The sequence below is a fragment of the Candidatus Propionivibrio aalborgensis genome, from assembly GCF_900089945.1.
Lineage (GTDB): Bacteria > Pseudomonadota > Gammaproteobacteria > Burkholderiales > Rhodocyclaceae > Propionivibrio > Propionivibrio aalborgensis.
In genome coordinates, this window is sequence record NZ_FLQY01000005.1 from 1 (window position 1) to 18,353 (window position 18,353).

Genomic DNA, 18,353 nt, shown 5'->3' on the forward strand with positions numbered 1-18,353 from the left:
AACGCGGGGTCACGAAGACCTCGTTCGGCGTGCTGCCTGTCTTTTCGATCATGTAATTGTCGGCATCGCCGAGAGTCGCTCGAAGAGGCCCTTCTTTTCGCTTGCCGAGCGGGTCGAAATCGCGAAGGAACTTCTGGCCCAGTACCCGAATGTCGAAGTCTGCGGATTTGATGGCCTGCTGATGGATTTTCTTCACGCCAAAGGCGCGAAGGTCATATTGCGTGGTCTGCGTGCCGCGTCGGATTTCGAGTACGAATTTCAGATGGCGGGGATGAACAGGAATCTGTTCCCTGAGGTCGAAACGATATTCCTGACACCCGGCGAGAAGTACATGTTCATTTCGGCGACAATGGTCCGCGAGATTGCCATTCTCGGTGGGGATGTCAGCAAGTTTGTCCATCCGGCAATCTGTGAGCGGCTAGTGAAAAGAGTTGCCGAAAAATTCTAATGATTTGAAGGAACAGCATCATGGCATTGATTATTACTGACGAATGCATCAACTGCGACGTATGTGAACCCGAGTGTCCGAACGAGGCGATCTCCCAGGGCGCCGAGATCTATGAAATCGACCCGGGCAAGTGTACCGAATGCGTCGGCCACTATGACACACCCCAGTGTGTCGAGGTTTGCCCGGTCGATTGCATCCCGAAGGATGCAGATCATCAGGAGAATGAAGACCAGTTGTGGGTGAAGTACGAGAAGCTGACGGGGAACAAGCGCCCCGCCTGATTGGATACTAAGAGAACGCCGTCTCCCGATCGCCTGGGTGACGGCGTTCTTGTTTTCGTGTTCTATTGTTATTCAGGCGGCGCTACGCAGGTTTTGCGGGTTGAGTTTTGTGATCAGAATGAGCTCAACCGCTTTACCAACCTTCTCCAGTGACCGGATCTGTGACACAAGATTGTTCTCGACGTGAATCAGTTCATTGACGCGATCTTCAAGCGTGTCGGTCGCTTGATGAATGCGTTTGATGCTCTCCAGCCGCCGTTTGAGCTGGATCTGATGTTCACGAACCTGGGTTTCCATGGGCGCCATGATCGCTTTCAGCCAGGATTCTGCGTCACGGTTGGCGCGCTCGAAAGCGCGCTTCACCTGGGTGGCGACTTCCTCGAAGAATTTCTGTGTGACTTTGTTTTTCTCATGGGTCATCAACTGGAACATGGTGTTGAGGTGTGTATCGCACCAGTACTCGAGGCGGTCGAGATCCTTCTGGTAGCGCATCAACGAGAAACTGGTCGGGGCGCCGAGTTTGAGGCCGTGCTCGACCGCAAACTTCTTGTAGATGGCCGCCATCATGGTGAGGATTTCGACTATCTCGCCGTCTGACTTGATGAGATTGTTGCGCGAAACGTTGAAGAAATTCTTCATCGCGCCAGAGAGTGTTTTTGAGAACGGTGCTTCGATCATTGTCTCGCGGGTCGAAGTCGTCAGTTCGAGCAAGGCATCAAGGCCCAGATGGCCAAAAAGCTTGTTCGTCAGTTGCGAAAAGACGCTGCGCACTGCGTAGTAGCGTTGCAACCCCGATTCGAACTCTTCTTTCTCGACACGCACCTTGCCCATCATGTATTCAACGACGCCCTTGTTCTTGCCGCGCAGTTCGTTCAGTTCGCCGAGTTGTTCACGCAGTCCGCTGAGGCGCGATTCGAGAAGGCCGCGCATGCGCATATAGATGTCGGCAAACTCGGCATCGGTATTCTCATGAATGATTTCCTGCTTGGCGGGTATCAGTTCCTTGGACAGGGCGGACTCGAGCTCGGGCAGGCGGCTTCGCTCTAGCAACTCCGTGTCGTTGTTGATCTTGGCCACCAGAGCCTTCTGCGCCGAAATCGGGAAAATCTGGTTCGATGGCAGATCGAGAGTCCACGCGCAGCTATTGGTCTGCTTGGTGATTTCGGCGTCGATCTCTTCCTCGGTCTTGAGTTCGTCCCACATGCTGTCGATTTTGTTGAGAACGACGATACGTCCTTTCTTGCGCCCGCTGGGCGCGCCGATGTGCTCGTTCCACACCGCCAGATCCGACTGCGTAACTCCCGTGTCAGCGGCCAGAATGAAGATCACGGCATGTGCATTGGGAAGAAGCGACAGCGTCAGCTCGGGTTCGGTACCGATGGCGTTCAGCCCAGGCGTATCAAGAATGACCAGCCCCTGTTGTAGCAGCGGGTGCGGGAAGTTGATGATGGCATGGCGCCAGCGTGGAATTTCGACCATGCCGTCTTCAGCCAGGCGAACCACACCGGACTGATTGTCGCCGGATGTGAAGCCGAACTTCTCGGCAGCTTGCGGGGAAACACGCTCAATCTCACTGACCGACCGCAGGGCCTCCTGCACGGATTCGCCTGATTCGATGTCAAGAGGAACGATTCTCCATTCATCGGGGAAGCGCTTGTATTCGCTGATGCTGGCGTTGCCTTCGCGAGTCTGGATCGGGAGCAGTTCGATCGAGGGCGGCTTGCCTGCATCGAACATCAGCTCGGTCGGGCACATCGTTGTCCGGCCCGCCGTTGATGGCAGCATGCGGTTGCCATAGTTGGCGAAAAATATGGCGTTGATCAGCTCCGACTTGCCACGCGAGAACTCGGCGACGAACGCGACGTGCAGTCGATCTTCACGCAATGTTTCCAGCAATTGACCAATACGCAGTTCGGTCTGTGCGTCGCTCAGCTCGTTTTCCGACAAACATCTGCGGAACGCCTCAATGCCTTGGGAGAGTTGTGTGCGCCATTCACTGTAGGCGGCGAACTGTTGGGCAAGAGTCATGATTAATTCCATTGGGAAAAAGCATTCGCTAACTCTAACACAAAGTCTCGCCCAATCAAGCACATGGAACTGGCATCCCGACGATGGGTTCGAGCAGGATGTTTACGGATCAGAACGGCCTTATCGCTGACAGTACTGGCAGTAGAAAGTGGATCGACCAGCCTGACGCACCAGGCGAATTGGCCTGCCGCAGGTTGGACAAGGATCCCCCTGACGGTTGTATACGGCGCATGACAGCTGGAAACAACCCGTGCCGCCATCGCTATGCACGTAGTCGCGGACGCTGCTGCCGCCAGCGCCAATTGCCGTTTCGAGCGTCGAGCGGATGGACGCGACAAGAATGCGGTAGCGCTCCTGGCGGATCCGGTTGGCGGCGCGCAAGGGCGATATGCCAGCCCGATAGAGGCTTTCCGATGCGTAGATGTTGCCGATGCCGACCACCAGATGGCTGTCCATCAACAGGGGTTTGATTGGCGCACGGCGTCGGCGCGTTTGCGCGTAGAGCCAGTCCCCGTCAAAGGCAGTGGAGAGCGGCTCCACGCCGAGAACGGCGATCAGCGGATGTCGATCGACGTGGCTGCCTTCATGCCAGATCAGAGCGCCGAAACGTCTCGGATCGCGGAAACGCAGGACGGTGTCGGCAAAAACCAGGTCCACGTGGTCGTGCTTTTCTGCAGGCATAACGGGCGTTACCAGCCGAAGGCTGCCGGACATGCCCAGGTGCAGAATCAGCCAGCCGCCGTCCAGCTTGCTTTCGCAGTCGAAAAGCAAATATTTTCCGCGCCGGTGAATCCCGTCAACACGTAGACCGGTGAGTCGCGAGGCCAGTCCGTCCGGGATGTCGTGGCGCAGTTTTTGCGTTCGAAAAATGGCGTCGACGATACGTTGCCCCGGAAGATACGGCAACAAGCCCTGGCGGCTGACTTCGACTTCGGGGAGTTCTGGCATTGCTGCTACCGATAAAAATCCATACCATGTGTAAAACCATTATGGCGCAAACGACTCCAACCAGCCCTGATCTGATCGCGAATTGCAAGGAATCCATGAAACACTTTCGAAACACCCTCTGTCTTGCCGCACTGCCCATCTTCCTGAGTCTTCCGGCACTGGCAGCAGACAAAGCAGCACCCGTCGCAAAGAAGGCGCCAGCAGTTCGCGAAGCCAAACGTCCAGTGGCTTCTGCTCCCCGTACGAGTGATGCAGAGGGTGAAGGTCGGGCGGTTTATCAGGTGTTGCTTGCCGAGATCGCGTTGCAACGTGGCGATCTCGATTTGGCCAGCAAGGCCTACGCCGATCTCGCCTTGCGCACCCGCGATCCCAAAGTCCTTGAGCGAACTATCGAAGTGGCCGGACATGCGCGTCGTTTCGATCTTGCGCTCGAAGCCGCCCGCTTGTGGCTTGATGTAGAACCGTCATCGAAACGCGCGCAGCAAATGATGGTCAGCGTGATGATTCTCTCGAATCAACTGGCTGGCCTCGCGCCAAGCCTGGTGCGCCTGCTTGAGGCTGACAAGGCTTCGCTTGGGGAAAATCTACTTGGGCTGAACCGCATGTTTGCCCGCAATCCGGACCGCAAGGCCGTTTTTCGGCTGATTGATGAGGTATGCACTCCCTTTTTCGGCATCGCTGAAGCGCACTATGCCGTGGCCCTGTCAGCGGGTTCGGCAGATGAGTTCGAGCGCGCACTGGTTGAGGTTCGTCGGGCACTCGAGCTGCGCCCGGATTGGGAAATGGCGGCATTGCTTGAAGCGCAACTCCAGACGCGCGAGTCTCCGGCCGCAGGAATTGCATTCATGCAAGGGTTTGTTGACAGCAACCCGAAAGCGAGTGACATGCGCCTTAGTCTGGCGCGCGCGCTGGTTGGCGAGAAGCGGTATGCTGAAGCAAAACACCACTTTGATCAGTTGCTTCTGGAGTATCCAGACAAGCCGGAAATTGTCTATCCAGCGGCCATACTGGCTCTGCAACAGAACGAGATAGCGCTTGCCGAGTCGCGATTCAAGCATCTGGTGACGCTGGACATACCTGACAAGAGCTTGGCCTACTATTACCTGGGACAGATCGCCGAAGAAGGAAAACAGACCGCGGAAGCGCTGGGCTATTATGCAATGGTCGGTGCCGGGGAGCATAACGTCCCGGCGCATGTGCGTAGCGCGCGCCTGCTGGCGCAACAGGGCAAGCTTGAGCTTGCACGGGCGCAACTCAGATCGGCGAAAGGCGCGATGCCAGAAGAGCGAATCCAACTGCAGATAGCTGAAGCCGGGTTGCTGCGCGAAGCAAAACAGACGCAGGCAGCGTTTGACTTGCTGGATGCGGCACTGACAGCCCAGCCGGAGCAGCCTGATTTGCTCTATGAAACAGCGTTGCTTGCCGAAAAACTCGACCTGATGGAAGTCATGGAAAGCCGTCTGCGCAAGCTGATCGAATTGCGCCCGGACAGTGCCCAGGCCTACAACGCGCTTGGCTATTCCTATGCAGAGCGCAATATTCGCCTGATTGAGGCTCTTGCATTGATTTCGAAAGCTCTCAGGATTGCACCGAATGATCCGTTCATTCTCGATAGCATGGGTTGGGTGCTTTACCGGCAAGGCGATTTGCCCGGTGCCTTGACTTACCTTGAGCAAGCCTATGCCCTGCGGGATGATCCGGAGGTTGCGGCTCACATGGGAGAGGTGCTTTGGACGCTGGGGCGTGTTGAGGATGCACAGCGTACGCTGCACGAGGCGCAAAAGAAGCATCCGACCAATGAGGCGCTGACCGCTGCGGTCAAGAAGTTCGCTCCCTGACGGGGATGGTATCGGCGTAAGCCCCGTCAAGAGTCGATCAAGCGCACGCTTCGTGTCTACCTATCGCACCGCCGGACTGCTTCTTTGCGCAATGTTCCTTGTGAGCTGTGCCGAGCTACCCTCATCGCCTGATCGTGCATCGCCAAAGAAAAGCGAGCTGCTCGCCTTCTCGCTCGAAGGGAGGTTTTCTTTGCGTCATGAAGACACGAACTACTCCGGAAGTCTGCGTTGGCGGCATGACGGCGCGAACAATGAACTGCTTCTTGTTTCGCCGTTTGGTCAGGGTATCGCTGAAATCGTCACCAGCGACAGCGGTGCGCGGCTGACAACGAGCGATGGGAAGGTGTACTCGGAAGCCAATGCTGAAACGCTGACGAGGCAGGTGCTCGGTTACACCCTGCCACTCGCAAGACTCACGGACTGGGTGCGTGCGCAAGGCGTTGCGGACGGCGTTGCCGAGCGGGATGATCAAGGCCGCCCGCTACGCATTCGTCATGAGGATTGGAGAGTCGACTACGGTTACGCCAGCGATGATCCGGATGCCTTGCCCGATCGCATTTTCGCCGAGCGCCTGGGAGGATTCGAATTGCGCCTGAGAATCGACGAGTGGGGCAGCCTACAGCCCACGGACAGGAAACCGTGAGTAACAGGGCCCAGTGGACCTGGGAAAGCATTTTTCCAGCGCCCGCCAAGCTCAATCTGTTCCTGCACGTCACCGGACGGCGCGACGACGGCTACCATCTGTTGCAGACCTTGTTCCGCTTTGTCGACTACGGCGATAGTTTGCGCTTTGCGCCACGCAATGATGGCAACGTGGTCTTGACAACACCATTGCCCGGCGTGCCCCCCGAAGGTGACTTGACTGTTCGTGCAGCGCGGCAGTTGTTGGCCGAAACCGGGTGTCGCAAGGGCGTTGACATCAGTATCGAAAAGCGTTTGCCAATGGGCGGAGGCCTGGGTGGCGGCAGCTCGGACGCGGCGACCGTGCTGCTCGCTCTCAACCATCTCTGGCAGCTTGGTTTGTCTCGTCAGCGCTTGCAGAGGATAGGCCTGACGCTTGGGGCAGATGTGCCGGCCTTTGTTTTCGGGCGCAACGCGTTTGCCGAAGGTGTGGGTGAAATGCTGCAGCCGATGGATGTGCCGCCGGCCTGGTATGTCGTTCTGGAACCGCCTGTTCAAGTGCAGACCGCGGTGATATTCAGCGCGCCCGAACTCAAGCGCAGCACGACGCCGATTAGGATGGTTGACTGGAAACCTGGTGTTGGGGTGAACGATCTGGAGCCTGTCGTCACCTTCCATTTTCCCGCAGTTGCCGAGTATCTTCGCTGGCTTTCCGCTTACGGCCGGGCACGGATGACCGGTTCAGGTGCCTGCGTTTTTGCCGAGTTTGGGCAACAGGAAGCAGCTTCGAGCGCCATCGCCGGGCTACCTTCCGGAATGCGTGGCTGGGTGGCCGCGGGTCTGGATTGCCATCCACTTCACGACCTTGCGGCTTGAGCGTGACAGCCATTTGCCATGCGCCGTGTTCTTGCCGGGGACTATTTCGGGAGGTGGCCATGCTGAAAGCCTGGAGGCGACGTGGCGCGACCAATCTCTGGCCGACGCATCTCCCGCGACGCCTCGTCCCGGCGAGGCAGTACGATAATTCCCGATCCTTGTTGTATTTTTGAAACACTATCCGGCTCGGCAGAGTGTAACGCGCCTGCAACGTATGCCTGTCATGCTGACAGGTCGGGTACTTTTCGGCTATTGTCAAGAGGATGCCCGCCGCGCCGCAGGCAGTTCGATTCAGGCGTGTCTTGAACAGCGTTTGCATGGAGTCAGGCAAGAATGGTTTACCCCCCATCGGCCAGCATGGAAACCCGCATCGGGAATCGTTCACCGATTGTGCCGGCGAGCGTGAGTCGGGACATTCGCAGCAAGCTGCCTCTGGAACGGCTTCCGATGATGCCTCAGGTCTTGGTGCGACTGCTCGACCTATGCCATCGTGACAATGTAAATTTCAGCGATATTGCCGTCGTCATTCACCGTGACGCGGCGATGACTGCAAAGGTCATCGCCGTCGCATCCTCGGCCAGCCAGTACGGCAGGAGCCGGCCGACCAACCTCGATCAGTGCCTGACCATGCTGGGCATGAGCACGATCAAGACGATTGTCATCAACGAGTCCGTCCTTCAGGTCTTTCGGCGCTTTACGATGGACCGGGACTTCGATCTGCGCCAGTTCTGGGGGCATTCGCTACGTTGCGCACTACTCGCGCGCGAACTGGCGACGATCATGGATTACGCCAACAAGGAAGAGGCGTATCTCGGCGGGTTGATGCACGATGTCGGCCAGTTGGCCATTCTGGCGGCTGATGCGAATGCCTACTTTCCACTGCTTCACACCTATGGCGACAATGACGAGTTGTGCCAACGGGAACAGGAAACCTTCGATCTGACGCATGCCGAGATCGGGGCCTGGCTGGTTGAGAAGTGGGAGTTTGACTCCTTCCTTTCCGATGCCGTGCTCTACCATCATGATCCGGCGGAGCGGGTCGTAGCGGCCCATAAACTGGTACGCATCATCTTTCTCGCCAATCGCTTGTCCGCTTGCACTACGGCACCGGGGCAGGCTGAAATCGACCTTGCTGGCCTCTGTGGTGCCAGCGGAGTCGACTTGCAATTGCTGCTTGCGAAAGTCGAGCAGGAACTGGCCAAGCTCGCCGAACAAATGGGCATCGAGTTGGCTGAAACGCCCCCTGCAGATGCCGTCAACTCGGAAAGCTCAAAAAATGCCAATGGCGTGGCTTCCAACGCTCTTGCCGCCCGTGTACGTGATGTGATACTGGTCGAAAACGTGCTGGGAGATACCCTGATTGACGACGGCCTCGAAGCGAGCCTGCAGGCCATCAGCCAGTCGGCAAGAGTTCTGTTCGGGGTACACCCCGCGATCTGCTTCTTGCCGCAGAGCGAAGACCCCGCGAGGTTTGTAGCGCATCCTGTCGGTAGTCGCTGGGCCAAGGCTTCGCAGCTGGAGTTCATTCTCGGGCGCAGTGGTGCGGAGGTGGCGCGAGCCATCGATCAGGGCGTCTTGCTCCTCGCGCCGGGCGTGCGGCCGCAAAATCTGCTTGATGAACAACTCCTGCGCCTGATCGGCGGTACCGGTCTGGTGCTTGTTCCCCTGCGTAGCCAGCAGGTATGCCATGGTGTGCTGGTGGCTGGCTTTGAAAGCGCGCTTCAAGCCGAAGCTTTCCTGGAACAGAGTCCCTGTTTCGAGCACTTCGGGCGCATGGCCGGTGACCTGCTGCACAAGACCAGGGCGCTTCCCGCCAGCGATGGATCGTCGCAGGCCAATCCCGCTGTCGATGCGCTGCGCTCACATGTGCGCCGGGTCGTCCACGAAATCGGGAACCCGCTTTCGATCATCCAGAATTATCTATCAACGTTGGAAACGAAGTACACCGAGGGCGATGGTGGTGGCTACGAGCTGGGAATCGTCAAGGAAGAGATCAGCCGCGTTGCCAAGATTCTGCAGACCGTTTTGCAGGAACCCGGTGCAAGTCAGTCAGAGACCGGCGCCATCAAGCTCAACCAGCTCATTCAGGATCTGGTAGCGCTTTGCAGTGCCTCCGGTCTCGTCGCGGGTTCCGTCGAAATCCAAACCGATCTGTTTGCCGATCCTCCCGCGCTATGGTCTGACGTCGACCGGCTGAAACAACTGCTGCTCAACCTTTTGAAGAACGCTATGGAAGCGGTGAGTGCGGGGGGTGCGGAGGGCGCCAATATCGTCCGCGTAAGCACTGCGCCGTGGGGGAGCAGTAAGGAACCGTCGCATATCGAAATTCGCATTGAGGATTCTGGACCGGGAATCCCGTCGCATATTCTCGATCATCTCTACCAGCCGGTTTTGAGTACCAAGGGACAGGGCCATCTCGGGGTTGGTCTGGCGGTTGTCGGGGAGTTGGTGCGCGACCTGCACGGCCTGATCAACTGCCAATCCAACGAGCGCGGAACCCGTTTCCAGCTTCTTCTGCCTCTGGGTAAACGGTGATCCATCCCAGTTCTGCCGCCTCTCGTGCGATGCAGCGTCCGGGCGGTAACGCCAATATCTTCGCCAACGTACTCGCCACACGTGCTGAGCATTCGGCTGCTTTCGCAGTCTCCTTTTCTTCTGGCGCCATGCCGAAGTCGTCTGCGTCGTCTGGAGCGAATCAGTCGGAGGCATTGCCCGTTCAGGTGAAGACGCATCGTCTGCTCGTGGTGGACGACGACGCCGGTTTCCGTGAAAGCCTGTGCTTTCTGCTGAAGCGCAAGGGCTATCCAGCGCCCTTAGCCTGCGCAGGCGGGCGCGAATCGATCAAGCTGCTGATGGAAATGCCCTTCGATCTCGTCCTGCTCGATCTGCTGTTGCCGGACGTGAGCGGGCTGGAAGTGCTGGGAATGCTGCGCCAGGCAAGTCTGGACGTTGCCGTCGTGGTAATCAGCGGCGATTCGACGATTGAATCGGCCATCGGAGCCTTGCGCCTCGGCGTCGACGATTACGTGCGCAAACCGTACGTCTCGGAGATGCTTCTTCACACCATCGAGAACGTGCTGCGGCGACGAGAACTGGAAAAATCGCAGCGCCAGTTGGCGGCCGAGCTGGAGCGCTCGGAGCGAAAGTACCATTTTCTGGTGGACGCCTCTCCGGACCTGATCTTTATGCTGGATGAGCAATTCAACTTTTCTTTTGTCAGCAAGCGCGTCGCCAGTCAGAGTGGTTGCGGCGTTGACGACCTCCTGCGGAAGCCGTTTCTGTCAATTGTTCACGAGGAGGACCTGGAAAGAACGCGTTATACGCTTGAGCGCGTCAGTCAAGGCGCGTGTTCGACGGAACTGCGTCTTATCCGCCGGGATGAAACCGTATGCGGGCATTTCGAGGTCAGCCTGATTCCTGTGGATTCCTTTCCGACGAATTCCTTCAAAGGCAACGGGCGGCGTTGCGGGATCTACGGTGTGGCTCGCGATATCAGCGTGCAGAAACTGAACAACGATCGGTTGGCTTTTCTGGCCTTTCACGATGCCCTGACCGGCCTGCCGAACAGGGCGCTGTATTGTGATCGCCTCGGACTGGCAATCGTCCAGGCGAAGCGTAATCGCATGAAAGTGGCCTCCATGTTTGTCGACCTTGATCGCTTCAAACTGGCCAATGACACCTTCGGCCATCAGAAGGGGGACGAGTTACTGAAAGAGGCGGCGGGGCGCTTGCAGAACAGTCTGCGAGAAACGGATACCCTGGCTCGCATCGGTGGCGACGAGTTCACGATATTGTTGCCAGGCTTGCGTACCCGTGAAGATGCGGCTTGTGTTGCCGACAAGCTGGTCTCCGATATGGCCAAGCCTTTCGCACTTGCCGGCATCGAGGTTTTTCTGACCGCCAGCGTCGGCATCGCAATGTATCCGGACGATGGGGAAGATATCGAGACCTTGCTGCGTCATGCCGATCTTGCGATGTATCACGTCAAATCGCGTGGCAAGAATGGTGCAGGATTCTTCTCCAGCACCATGGGTGAGCACACCAGCAGGCGCCTGTTGTTCGAAAACGAAATCCGGCGCGGACTCGAAAGCCGGGAATTCGAATTGCATTATCAGTGTCAAGTCGATTCGATCACGCAGAAGACGGTTGGGCTCGAGGCGCTGAGTCGCTGGCAGCATCCGTCAAAGGGCCTGTTATCGGCCGGTAGCTTCGTCCCCATGGTCGAAGAGATCGGTCTCATGCCGGCGCTCACGTACTGGGTTCTGCAGACGGCATGCCAGGATATGCAGCGCTGGCGGGATCAGGGCCTTGACATGCCGCGCATGTCCGTGAATATCTCGCCTTGTGTGCTTGAGCAGGACGATTTCCATGACCGCCTGCTCGGTATCCTGCACGAACACTCCATCCCGCATGAGCATATCGAAATCGAAATCACTGAGAATGTCCTTGTCGGTGATCGTCAGAAAGTGACGGATCGCCTGCTGCGGCTTTCACGAGAGCGCATCCGCATTGCCATCGACGATTTTGGTACCCAGTATTCCTCGCTCGGCTACCTTCGATATCTGCCCGTCAACACTCTGAAAATCGACCAGTCTTTCGTGCGTGAGATAGAACGTGTCGATGACACTTCACCCATCATTCGCGCCATCGTCGCCATTGCGGCGGGGCTCGACCTCGATGTCGTTGCCGAAGGCGTGGAAACTGAAGTGCAAGCCGGCTTTCTGCGCAAGCTCGGGTGCCGCAAGATGCAGGGTTTCCTGTATGGTCAACCACTGTCAGTCGAGAAGACCGAAGCGCTATTGGTGCCACTTTAGGTAAAACAGCGTCGCGCGTCAGGCCTGAATTCACTTGCCTTCATTTCCCGCCGGTTAATCCGCTATGAAGAATTTCATGAGCCCAGAGGCTTTGAGCACGCTTTTCAATCCGCTTGAGCTTGGAGCGATGACCGTTCCGAACCGTGTCTTCATGGCTCCGCTGACGCGCTGCCGGGCAAGTGCCGGGCACGTTCCCAACGCCCTGATGGCCGAATACTACGCACAGCGCGCCGGCGCCGGGCTGATTATTGCCGAAGCCACGATGGCGATGGAGGGTCACTCGTCATTCTGGATGGAGCCGGGAATCCATTCCGCTGCCCAGGTTGCGGGCTGGCGGTTGACCACCGACGCTGTCCATGCGGCCGGTGGCCGCATATTCCTGCAGATCTGGCATGGCGGTCGCGCATGCCATCCTTCGCTCAATGGCGGCGCTCAGCCCGTCGCGCCCAGCCCCATTGCCATTACCGGGGATGAAGTGAATACGCCGGAGGGGAAAAAGCCCTACGTCATGCCCCGCGCGCTGCGCGATGATGAGTTGTCGGGGATTGTTACCGGATTCAAAAAAGCGGCTGAGAATGCCAGGGCCGCGGGTTTCGACGGCGTTGAAGTCCATGGTGCAAATGGCTATTTGCTGGATGAATTCTTGCGTGATGGTGCAAATCAGCGCACAGGCCCTTACGGAGGGAGCGTCGAAAACCGAGCCCGGTTGATGCTCGAAGTGATCGATGCGGTCAGCAGTGTATCGGGCAGCGGCCGAGTCGGCTTGCGTATTTCGCCGCTAAACAGCTACAACGACATGATCGACAGCGACCCGATCGGCCTTTCCTCTTGGCTCGCTACCCGGCTTAACGAATTCCGGCTGGCGTATCTCCATGTCATGCGCAGTGATTTCTTTCAGCAACAACGCGGTGATGTAATGACGCCTGTCAGAGCGAACTATCAAGGCGTTCTGATCGGCAATATGGGCTATACGGGCGTCGAGGCCGCCACTGCAATTGCTCGGGGCGACGTCGATGCAGTAGCGTTTGGCTCCAGTTTCCTCGCCAATCCCGATCTGCCGGAGCGGATCAGGACAGGCTCAGCACTGAACAAGCCCGATCCAGCCACGTTCTATACTCCCGGCGCAGAGGGCTATACAGACTATCCATCGCTTAGTTCTTCGTAACGGTCAATCGTGTCGCTGCGTCCAAATGTTAGTAATGCCGAAGAGAGTCCGCTGTCGGAGGAGTTTCTGGTGATCTGCCTGTGCGCCGAATGGTGCGGGATCTGTCGTGATTACAGGGCGGGTTTCGATGGGCTGGCGTCGCAGTTCCCGGATACACGATTCTGCTGGGTCGATATTGAAGACCAAGCCGACGATCTCGGGGAGGTGGACGTCGAGAATTTTCCGACGATGCTGATTCGGCGGCACCAGTTGGTGCTTTTTTTCGGGGCGATACTGCCGCACCAGAGCCATTTGAGAATGCTGATTGAAGCATTCCGGGAACAAACACCCGCGGAAAGCCTCGCCTATGCAAACTCCAATCCGGAGCGGCGAGGCTGGCAGGAAAATCAGGAACTTTGTCGCCTGGGCATGATCAAATGACGGCACGGCGGGCTTGCTGGTATCTGTGGGATCATGTTTTACTGAGCGCTCTGATCGATCCAGCATCCCGGCCTATGCCGACTAGGCACGCGAACACTAAGTCGAAATCCTGCTCCCTTGAAGGATGTCTGCAGACTAGGCTGATTTCCGGCATATTGCGTTCGTAACCGCGTTCTTTATCACAGCCTTTTGGGGCAATCATTGCCTATCGACCGCTTAACACTGTGTCCTCACTCTACGAAAGAATACGATATGGGTTCCACCTCGAATACCGCTGCAGCCCCGCTATTTGCCAATACGGCAGAGTTGAACGCCGCGATCAATCTTCGCCTTGCCCTTCTCGAACTGCCTCTCGCTGCCGGTGCTGATGGTGCGTCCATTACGGATCTGATGGCACCAATTCTGGCGCGCCAACGGGAATTGAGCCGTCGACTCTCCGATAAACTTTGCCCTGTCGATACGCGGATTCAGAACTTTCTGAAGGAGTATCTTTCGGATGTGGGTCCGGCGCCCCGTTTGCCGGGTAAAACCCTGGTGCTGGACCAGCCCGGTCTGGCGCGCGGCATTTCGTTGCCGGCCAATGGTGATCTTTACAAGTCGCCGCTGCTCAGCAGCTATCGTCTGCGCAATGGCGTTCTGCATAATCCCGCCAGTGATCGCCGCACTACTGCCGGCGTTTTTCACATCGTCGAGGGCGGTTTGCCGATTCCAGACGATAAGTTGGCGGTGCCGAAGCTGGCGTTTTCCAAGCTGCTTGCCTTGGCGCTGAATCCTCCGCCGGATTCGCTTCAGTTGCCATTCACGGCTGGGGAGAATGCCCCGGCCATGTGTTTTGTATCCCTGCTTTTGCGTCCGCTCGTGGTGCCTGCCGTTCCCGGTTTTACGACAGAGAAGCGGATGGAAACCCGCTTTTTCGTTCCCGGGGCTCTGGTGGCAAATCTTGATTTTGTCGAAAGCATTTTCGGCAATGCCGGCGATCCCAATCTGCCGGAAAATGATGCCTCGCTGGACCCCGACAGCTGGACCGGGCACACGGGCTGCGTAATTCTCGCGCCGCATCTTACGCATGTACCCAAACACCTGCTCGGACTTCCTCACTGGGATGCGGCCACACCGCTGCAACGGCGTGACGGCATGTGCTACAAGAGCGAAGCCGAACTGTATAACGGCGGCAGCGCATTCAAGCTGTGCGCGCGCGACGAGCGTGGCGTGGTCGTGACGCTCATCGCTGACAATTATTTCGGCTACTGCAAGAAAGAGGTGAAAACGCAGATCGGCTATTCGGCGAACCTGTTCGGTTCCGCCGAAGAAGAGCATTCCGGCGGGGCGCTCGTGTTCCCGAGTTACAACGAGGGGCAGGAGTACACTGACCTGACCGCGGGTGACGCCTACTCGCTGAAAGAGGTGTTGGCGCGCGATCCCGATCGCTTTGCCGTGCAGCCGGCCGGGCATGCACTTGATCTCGTTCAGCCGAATGTCGTGCTGGTGCCCGCGAAATCCACCTTCAGTTTGCGCTCGCAGACCGTCTCCTGGCCAACCATCGATGGCAACACGTCATCGATCAAATTGCAGGCGGGTAAGACCTATATGGGTCCCAACGGCTACCGGATACAAATGGAGTCATCGCGTGCCGATCATCGTCAGTGGAATCTCGTCGGAACATCGGCGGAAGTGACCGCCTGCCACAAGCCCGCGACTGTTTCCGGGGGGGGGAAGTCGGAGATATCCAAGGCGATTTCGGACGCGATACTTGTCGGCAATGTTTACGTCGGCGACCTCGAAAAGGATATGGATGCGGTTGCAGCCATTCTGGAGCGCGATTTTTCCGAGCGCTTCAGCGATCAGGAAAAGAACGGCGTTGATCACCGTCTCATACTCAGCAGTGACCGCTCGATCGGTAGCGTCATCAAGCTGCTCACACCATCGAGGCGAGACTATAACGAGGCGTACAACCAGTGGTTGAGCGTTATTCCGCAACATATCAAGGAACTTGTCTTCGTCGTCAAGCGCTTTCACCGCCCGGAGTGGGGCGATAGTTGGCGGAGTCATTACTCGGTCGATCTGATCAACGGACGTCCGGGGAATTCGCTGAAGCTTGACGGAAAGACGCTGATTGTGAATACCCTGCGCGTCGGCTTCGAGAAGGATGGAGCTTGGCGTGTCTTCGGCTTGCGCCATGACTTCCACCCTGCCGTCAAGGTACAGACCGAAGACGACATTACCGCCAGCGTAGTCGCACCCGCCGGAGCGATTGCCGGAGAATCGGGGGCGTTATCGCAGAAGTTTGTACAAAACTGTGAGCGTCGCCTGTTTCAAAGGCCGGACGACGCGATCCATCGAGGTTATGACGGTCAGGCCGAAGCGGATATAGCGACACCGGGAACCTTCATATCCAATTTCCAGCCGCTTGACGGTTCGGATGCGCGTGAACTGGTTGATGACGCTATCGGTTTCAATGAGTTTACCGCACCGATGCAGGAGCTGATTCAAGCTGCTGCGAACGCGCCCGACGGATCGTCTCCCGCCTATTTTGTGTCCTCGGCTCATCCGCGCATCGTCGACGGGAAGCCGACGAAGAACCCGCGCTATCTGCAGCTGCGCCCGGATATCGCGTGCCCGGATGACACTGCAATTGCCAACTTGGCAATGCGTTTGTTCCGCAGGCAGTCAAGTGCCGAGCCGCTCATTACTCCGGTGCATGTGGTTGCCGCCGGTCGCCGGAACAACCCTCCGGATGAAGGCATCCGTCCGCTATGCCCCTACAATCCGTTGCACTATATGGAGCTGCCTGAGCTCTTCATCGAGTTCATCAGTTCGATGACCGGCAAGTCACCCTCGACAACCGGCGCGGGCTCGGAGGGTGCGTTGACCAAGGGGCCGTTCAATGCATTGCCGGCCATCATCGACCTGAATGCCGCTTTCGTGTCTTTTGCGCTCACGGGTTACGACGGATGGGTGTCCTCTGCCGGTTACGTCGGGCCAAATGTGCGCGTCGATCATGACGTCAGTTTGCTGGTGCCCGAGGTATTTGCACGCATGAGTCCAAGTGAACGCGACGCGAAGAATTTGATTGCCCGGGGCGCCCTTGAACGTGTTGTGGATTTCGAGCACGGTGGTCAGCCTGTTTTGGCCAGTCGGCTCGGTTATCGGATGACGGCGCGATTGGCGAGTACCTACTTTGGCCGGATATTTCTGCATCCGCATGCCGTGTTCACCGATGAAATGCTGCGCCCCGAGCTTCAAGATATGGACATCTTTGCTGACGGAGTGGCGAACATCGTCGCAACGCACCAGCGTGTTGCCGAAAGCTATTTTACCGATGGCACTGTTTCTCTGGCCTGTCCGCCATTGAGGGCCTTGCTGGAAATCATGGCGCACGGACGCACTGCAGAGGGTCATGGGCTGGAGTCAGCGGAAGTGCGATCGCTGTTTTCCCGCGAAAGCGTCCTCGCCAGCGATTGGTATGCGGCACGCCTGGACGCCAAGCAGCGGCGTGACGAGGCGCGGTTGACCCATGCCGTGGCCTCGCTATACGAATTCCTTGATCGCACCGATAGTGCCGAAGTGGCCTCCCGCCTTGGGCTCTCGGCGCGACGTGCTCAGGCACAGGGTGAGCGGGTTCGCGTCGGCTCGGCGGAGTATCGTGCTGGCCTCGTTGGGACTATCGGCCTGCAGCCCTTATAACGCGTGTTGGCTATCGGGCGGTTCGGCCGGTGCCTGTTCTTTCTGTGCGGACAGGTTCTGGCCACTTCCGCGTCAGCCGACGAGGCTCCAGCAGCTTCGTGGGCTTCGGCCGATCCTCGCCTGGGCGAGTGCGTCATGTTTCGCGAAGGCGGTGTAGGTCTTGTTTTCAAGTCGCCGACATTCTGGTTGAAAGGCTCGGTTGCCGGTTTTTCCAGAGAGCGCCGGCTGGCCGGTCGTTGCCCGAAAATCGGCAAACCTGTGCAGTCCTATACGCGCGACGACTGGGTACGAGTTGCTTCGTCCTCACCTTGTGTCCATCGCGATGCCGATGTGCGTGAAGTGACTGTGTTGCGCATCCGAGTAGCCGTTGAGGAGTGGGAGACGCCTTGGTCAGACATGCATGGAACGGCTGGCTGGCTGTTTCGTGGCCAGTTCCTTGACAAGCCGCTGGTAAAGGGCGAACAGATCGATTTTGACGCGTCCTGGCTGGAGCGATGCGAGCTATAGCCCTGAAGAAGCGCTTCCGGGCTCCCGATTTCTGCCTCCAGTCAGTCGCCTTGCTGACTGACAACGGCTTCAGTCAAGCTGCTTCGAACCGCCGCCTTGTAGTCCGTGGGCAGTCGACGGTTTGCGCCGGAGGCGAATGACGCCGGTATTGATGATGTGGCGCGATTGCTTTGCGTAGCGGCACCAGAAAAGGCACTTGTCGGCATGATTTCTGCTATAGTATCGCCCGAATCAATATAAACCGTTTGACAATCTTTGGTTGGCGCGTCAGAATTTCCGGTTCCGAGTTGGAGGGATACCCAAGCGGTCAACGGGATCAGACTGTAAATCTGACGGCTCTGCCTTCGAAGGTTCGAATCCTTCTCCCTCCACCAAGATTGCCGCTATTGGCGGTTTTTGTTGATTGTGCTGCGGGTAAGTGGTTGCGCGGGTGTAGCTCAATGGTAGAGCTGAAGCCTTCCAAGCTTAAGACGAGGGTTCGATTCCCTTCGCCCGCTCCATATTGCGGCTGGAAGATTGGTTGGTTGCAAGCAGGATGCCCATGTAGCTCAGTGGTAGAGCACTCCCTTGGTAAGGGAGAGGCCGGCAGTTCAATCCTGCCCATGGGCACCAGGGTTTATGCGTCGAATATTTTAACTTCTAACGTTTTGAGGTACCGGCAATGGCTAAGGCAAAATTTGAACGGACGAAGCCGCACGTAAACGTCGGCACGATTGGTCACGT

At 57.6% G+C, this 18,353-nt stretch carries 13 protein-coding genes and 3 tRNA genes; 14 read left to right on the plus strand and 2 right to left on the minus strand.

The features are described 5' to 3' along the window. A partial coding sequence (gene coaD / locus PROAA_RS00205) for a pantetheine-phosphate adenylyltransferase (protein WP_186409373.1) occupies positions 1-448 on the plus strand: 448 nt, incomplete at its 5' end. Positions 449-468: 20 nt separating this feature from the next. Further along, entirely contained in the window at positions 469-729 is a 261-nt protein-coding gene (locus PROAA_RS00210) for a YfhL family 4Fe-4S dicluster ferredoxin (protein WP_186409374.1), read from the plus strand. 72 nt (positions 730-801) lie between these two features. On the opposite strand, the gene PROAA_RS00215 is transcribed toward PROAA_RS00210, so the two are convergent. Together PROAA_RS00215 and mutM are read right to left on the minus strand one after the other, a co-directional pair. Beyond that, positions 802-2,757, minus strand: a complete 1,956-nt coding sequence (locus PROAA_RS00215; protein WP_186409375.1) for a dynamin family protein — start codon at positions 2,755-2,757, stop codon at positions 802-804. Between the two features lie 120 nt (positions 2,758-2,877). Then, complete coding sequence (mutM, locus tag PROAA_RS00220; protein ID WP_186409376.1) at positions 2,878-3,705, minus strand: bifunctional DNA-formamidopyrimidine glycosylase/DNA-(apurinic or apyrimidinic site) lyase; 828 nt, start codon at positions 3,703-3,705, stop codon at positions 2,878-2,880. Positions 3,706-3,800: 95 nt separating this feature from the next. Here mutM and PROAA_RS00225 point away from each other — a divergent pair, with 95 nt between their 5' ends. From PROAA_RS00225 to PROAA_RS00280, 12 genes are all read left to right on the plus strand, one after another. After that, complete coding sequence (locus tag PROAA_RS00225) at positions 3,801-5,543, plus strand: tetratricopeptide repeat protein (protein WP_186409377.1); 1,743 nt, start codon at positions 3,801-3,803, stop codon at positions 5,541-5,543. Positions 5,544-5,595: 52 nt separating this feature from the next. After that, on the plus strand, positions 5,596-6,186 hold the full coding sequence (gene lolB, locus PROAA_RS00230) for a lipoprotein insertase outer membrane protein LolB (RefSeq protein ID WP_186409378.1): 591 nt from the start codon (positions 5,596-5,598) through the stop codon (positions 6,184-6,186). Further along, positions 6,183-7,040, plus strand: a complete 858-nt coding sequence (ispE, locus tag PROAA_RS00235; RefSeq protein WP_245664097.1) for a 4-(cytidine 5'-diphospho)-2-C-methyl-D-erythritol kinase — start codon at positions 6,183-6,185, stop codon at positions 7,038-7,040. Before lolB ends, ispE begins: the two co-directional genes overlap by 4 nt. Before the next feature lie 333 nt (positions 7,041-7,373). Further along, positions 7,374-9,575, plus strand: coding sequence for an HDOD domain-containing protein (locus PROAA_RS00240; RefSeq protein WP_186409379.1), 2,202 nt, complete (start codon positions 7,374-7,376; stop codon positions 9,573-9,575). Then, complete coding sequence (locus tag PROAA_RS00245) at positions 9,572-11,854, plus strand: EAL domain-containing response regulator (RefSeq protein WP_222102029.1); 2,283 nt, start codon at positions 9,572-9,574, stop codon at positions 11,852-11,854. Before PROAA_RS00240 ends, PROAA_RS00245 begins: the two co-directional genes overlap by 4 nt. Before the next feature lie 91 nt (positions 11,855-11,945). Further along, positions 11,946-13,019: an alkene reductase gene (locus tag PROAA_RS00250; protein ID WP_186409384.1), complete on the plus strand. Its 1,074-nt coding sequence runs from the start codon at positions 11,946-11,948 to the stop codon at positions 13,017-13,019. Between the two features lie 9 nt (positions 13,020-13,028). Next, entirely contained in the window at positions 13,029-13,439 is a 411-nt protein-coding gene (locus PROAA_RS00255; protein WP_245664098.1) for a thioredoxin family protein, read from the plus strand. 252 nt (positions 13,440-13,691) lie between these two features. Then, positions 13,692-17,123 (plus strand): PPi-type phosphoenolpyruvate carboxykinase family protein, encoded by a 3,432-nt coding sequence (locus PROAA_RS00260; RefSeq protein ID WP_186409380.1) that lies wholly within the window; start codon positions 13,692-13,694, stop codon positions 17,121-17,123. A 3-nt stretch (positions 17,124-17,126) separates the two neighbouring features. Further along, entirely contained in the window at positions 17,127-17,630 is a 504-nt protein-coding gene (locus tag PROAA_RS00265) for a hypothetical protein (protein WP_186409381.1), read from the plus strand. Positions 17,631-17,919: 289 nt separating this feature from the next. Then, positions 17,920-18,004 (plus strand) — tRNA-Tyr (locus PROAA_RS00270). Between the two features lie 52 nt (positions 18,005-18,056). Then, positions 18,057-18,130, plus strand: a tRNA-Gly gene (locus PROAA_RS00275). A gap of 37 nt (positions 18,131-18,167) precedes the next feature. Continuing rightward, positions 18,168-18,242: transfer RNA gene (locus PROAA_RS00280), tRNA-Thr, on the plus strand. Positions 18,243-18,353: the final 111 nt, after the last annotated feature.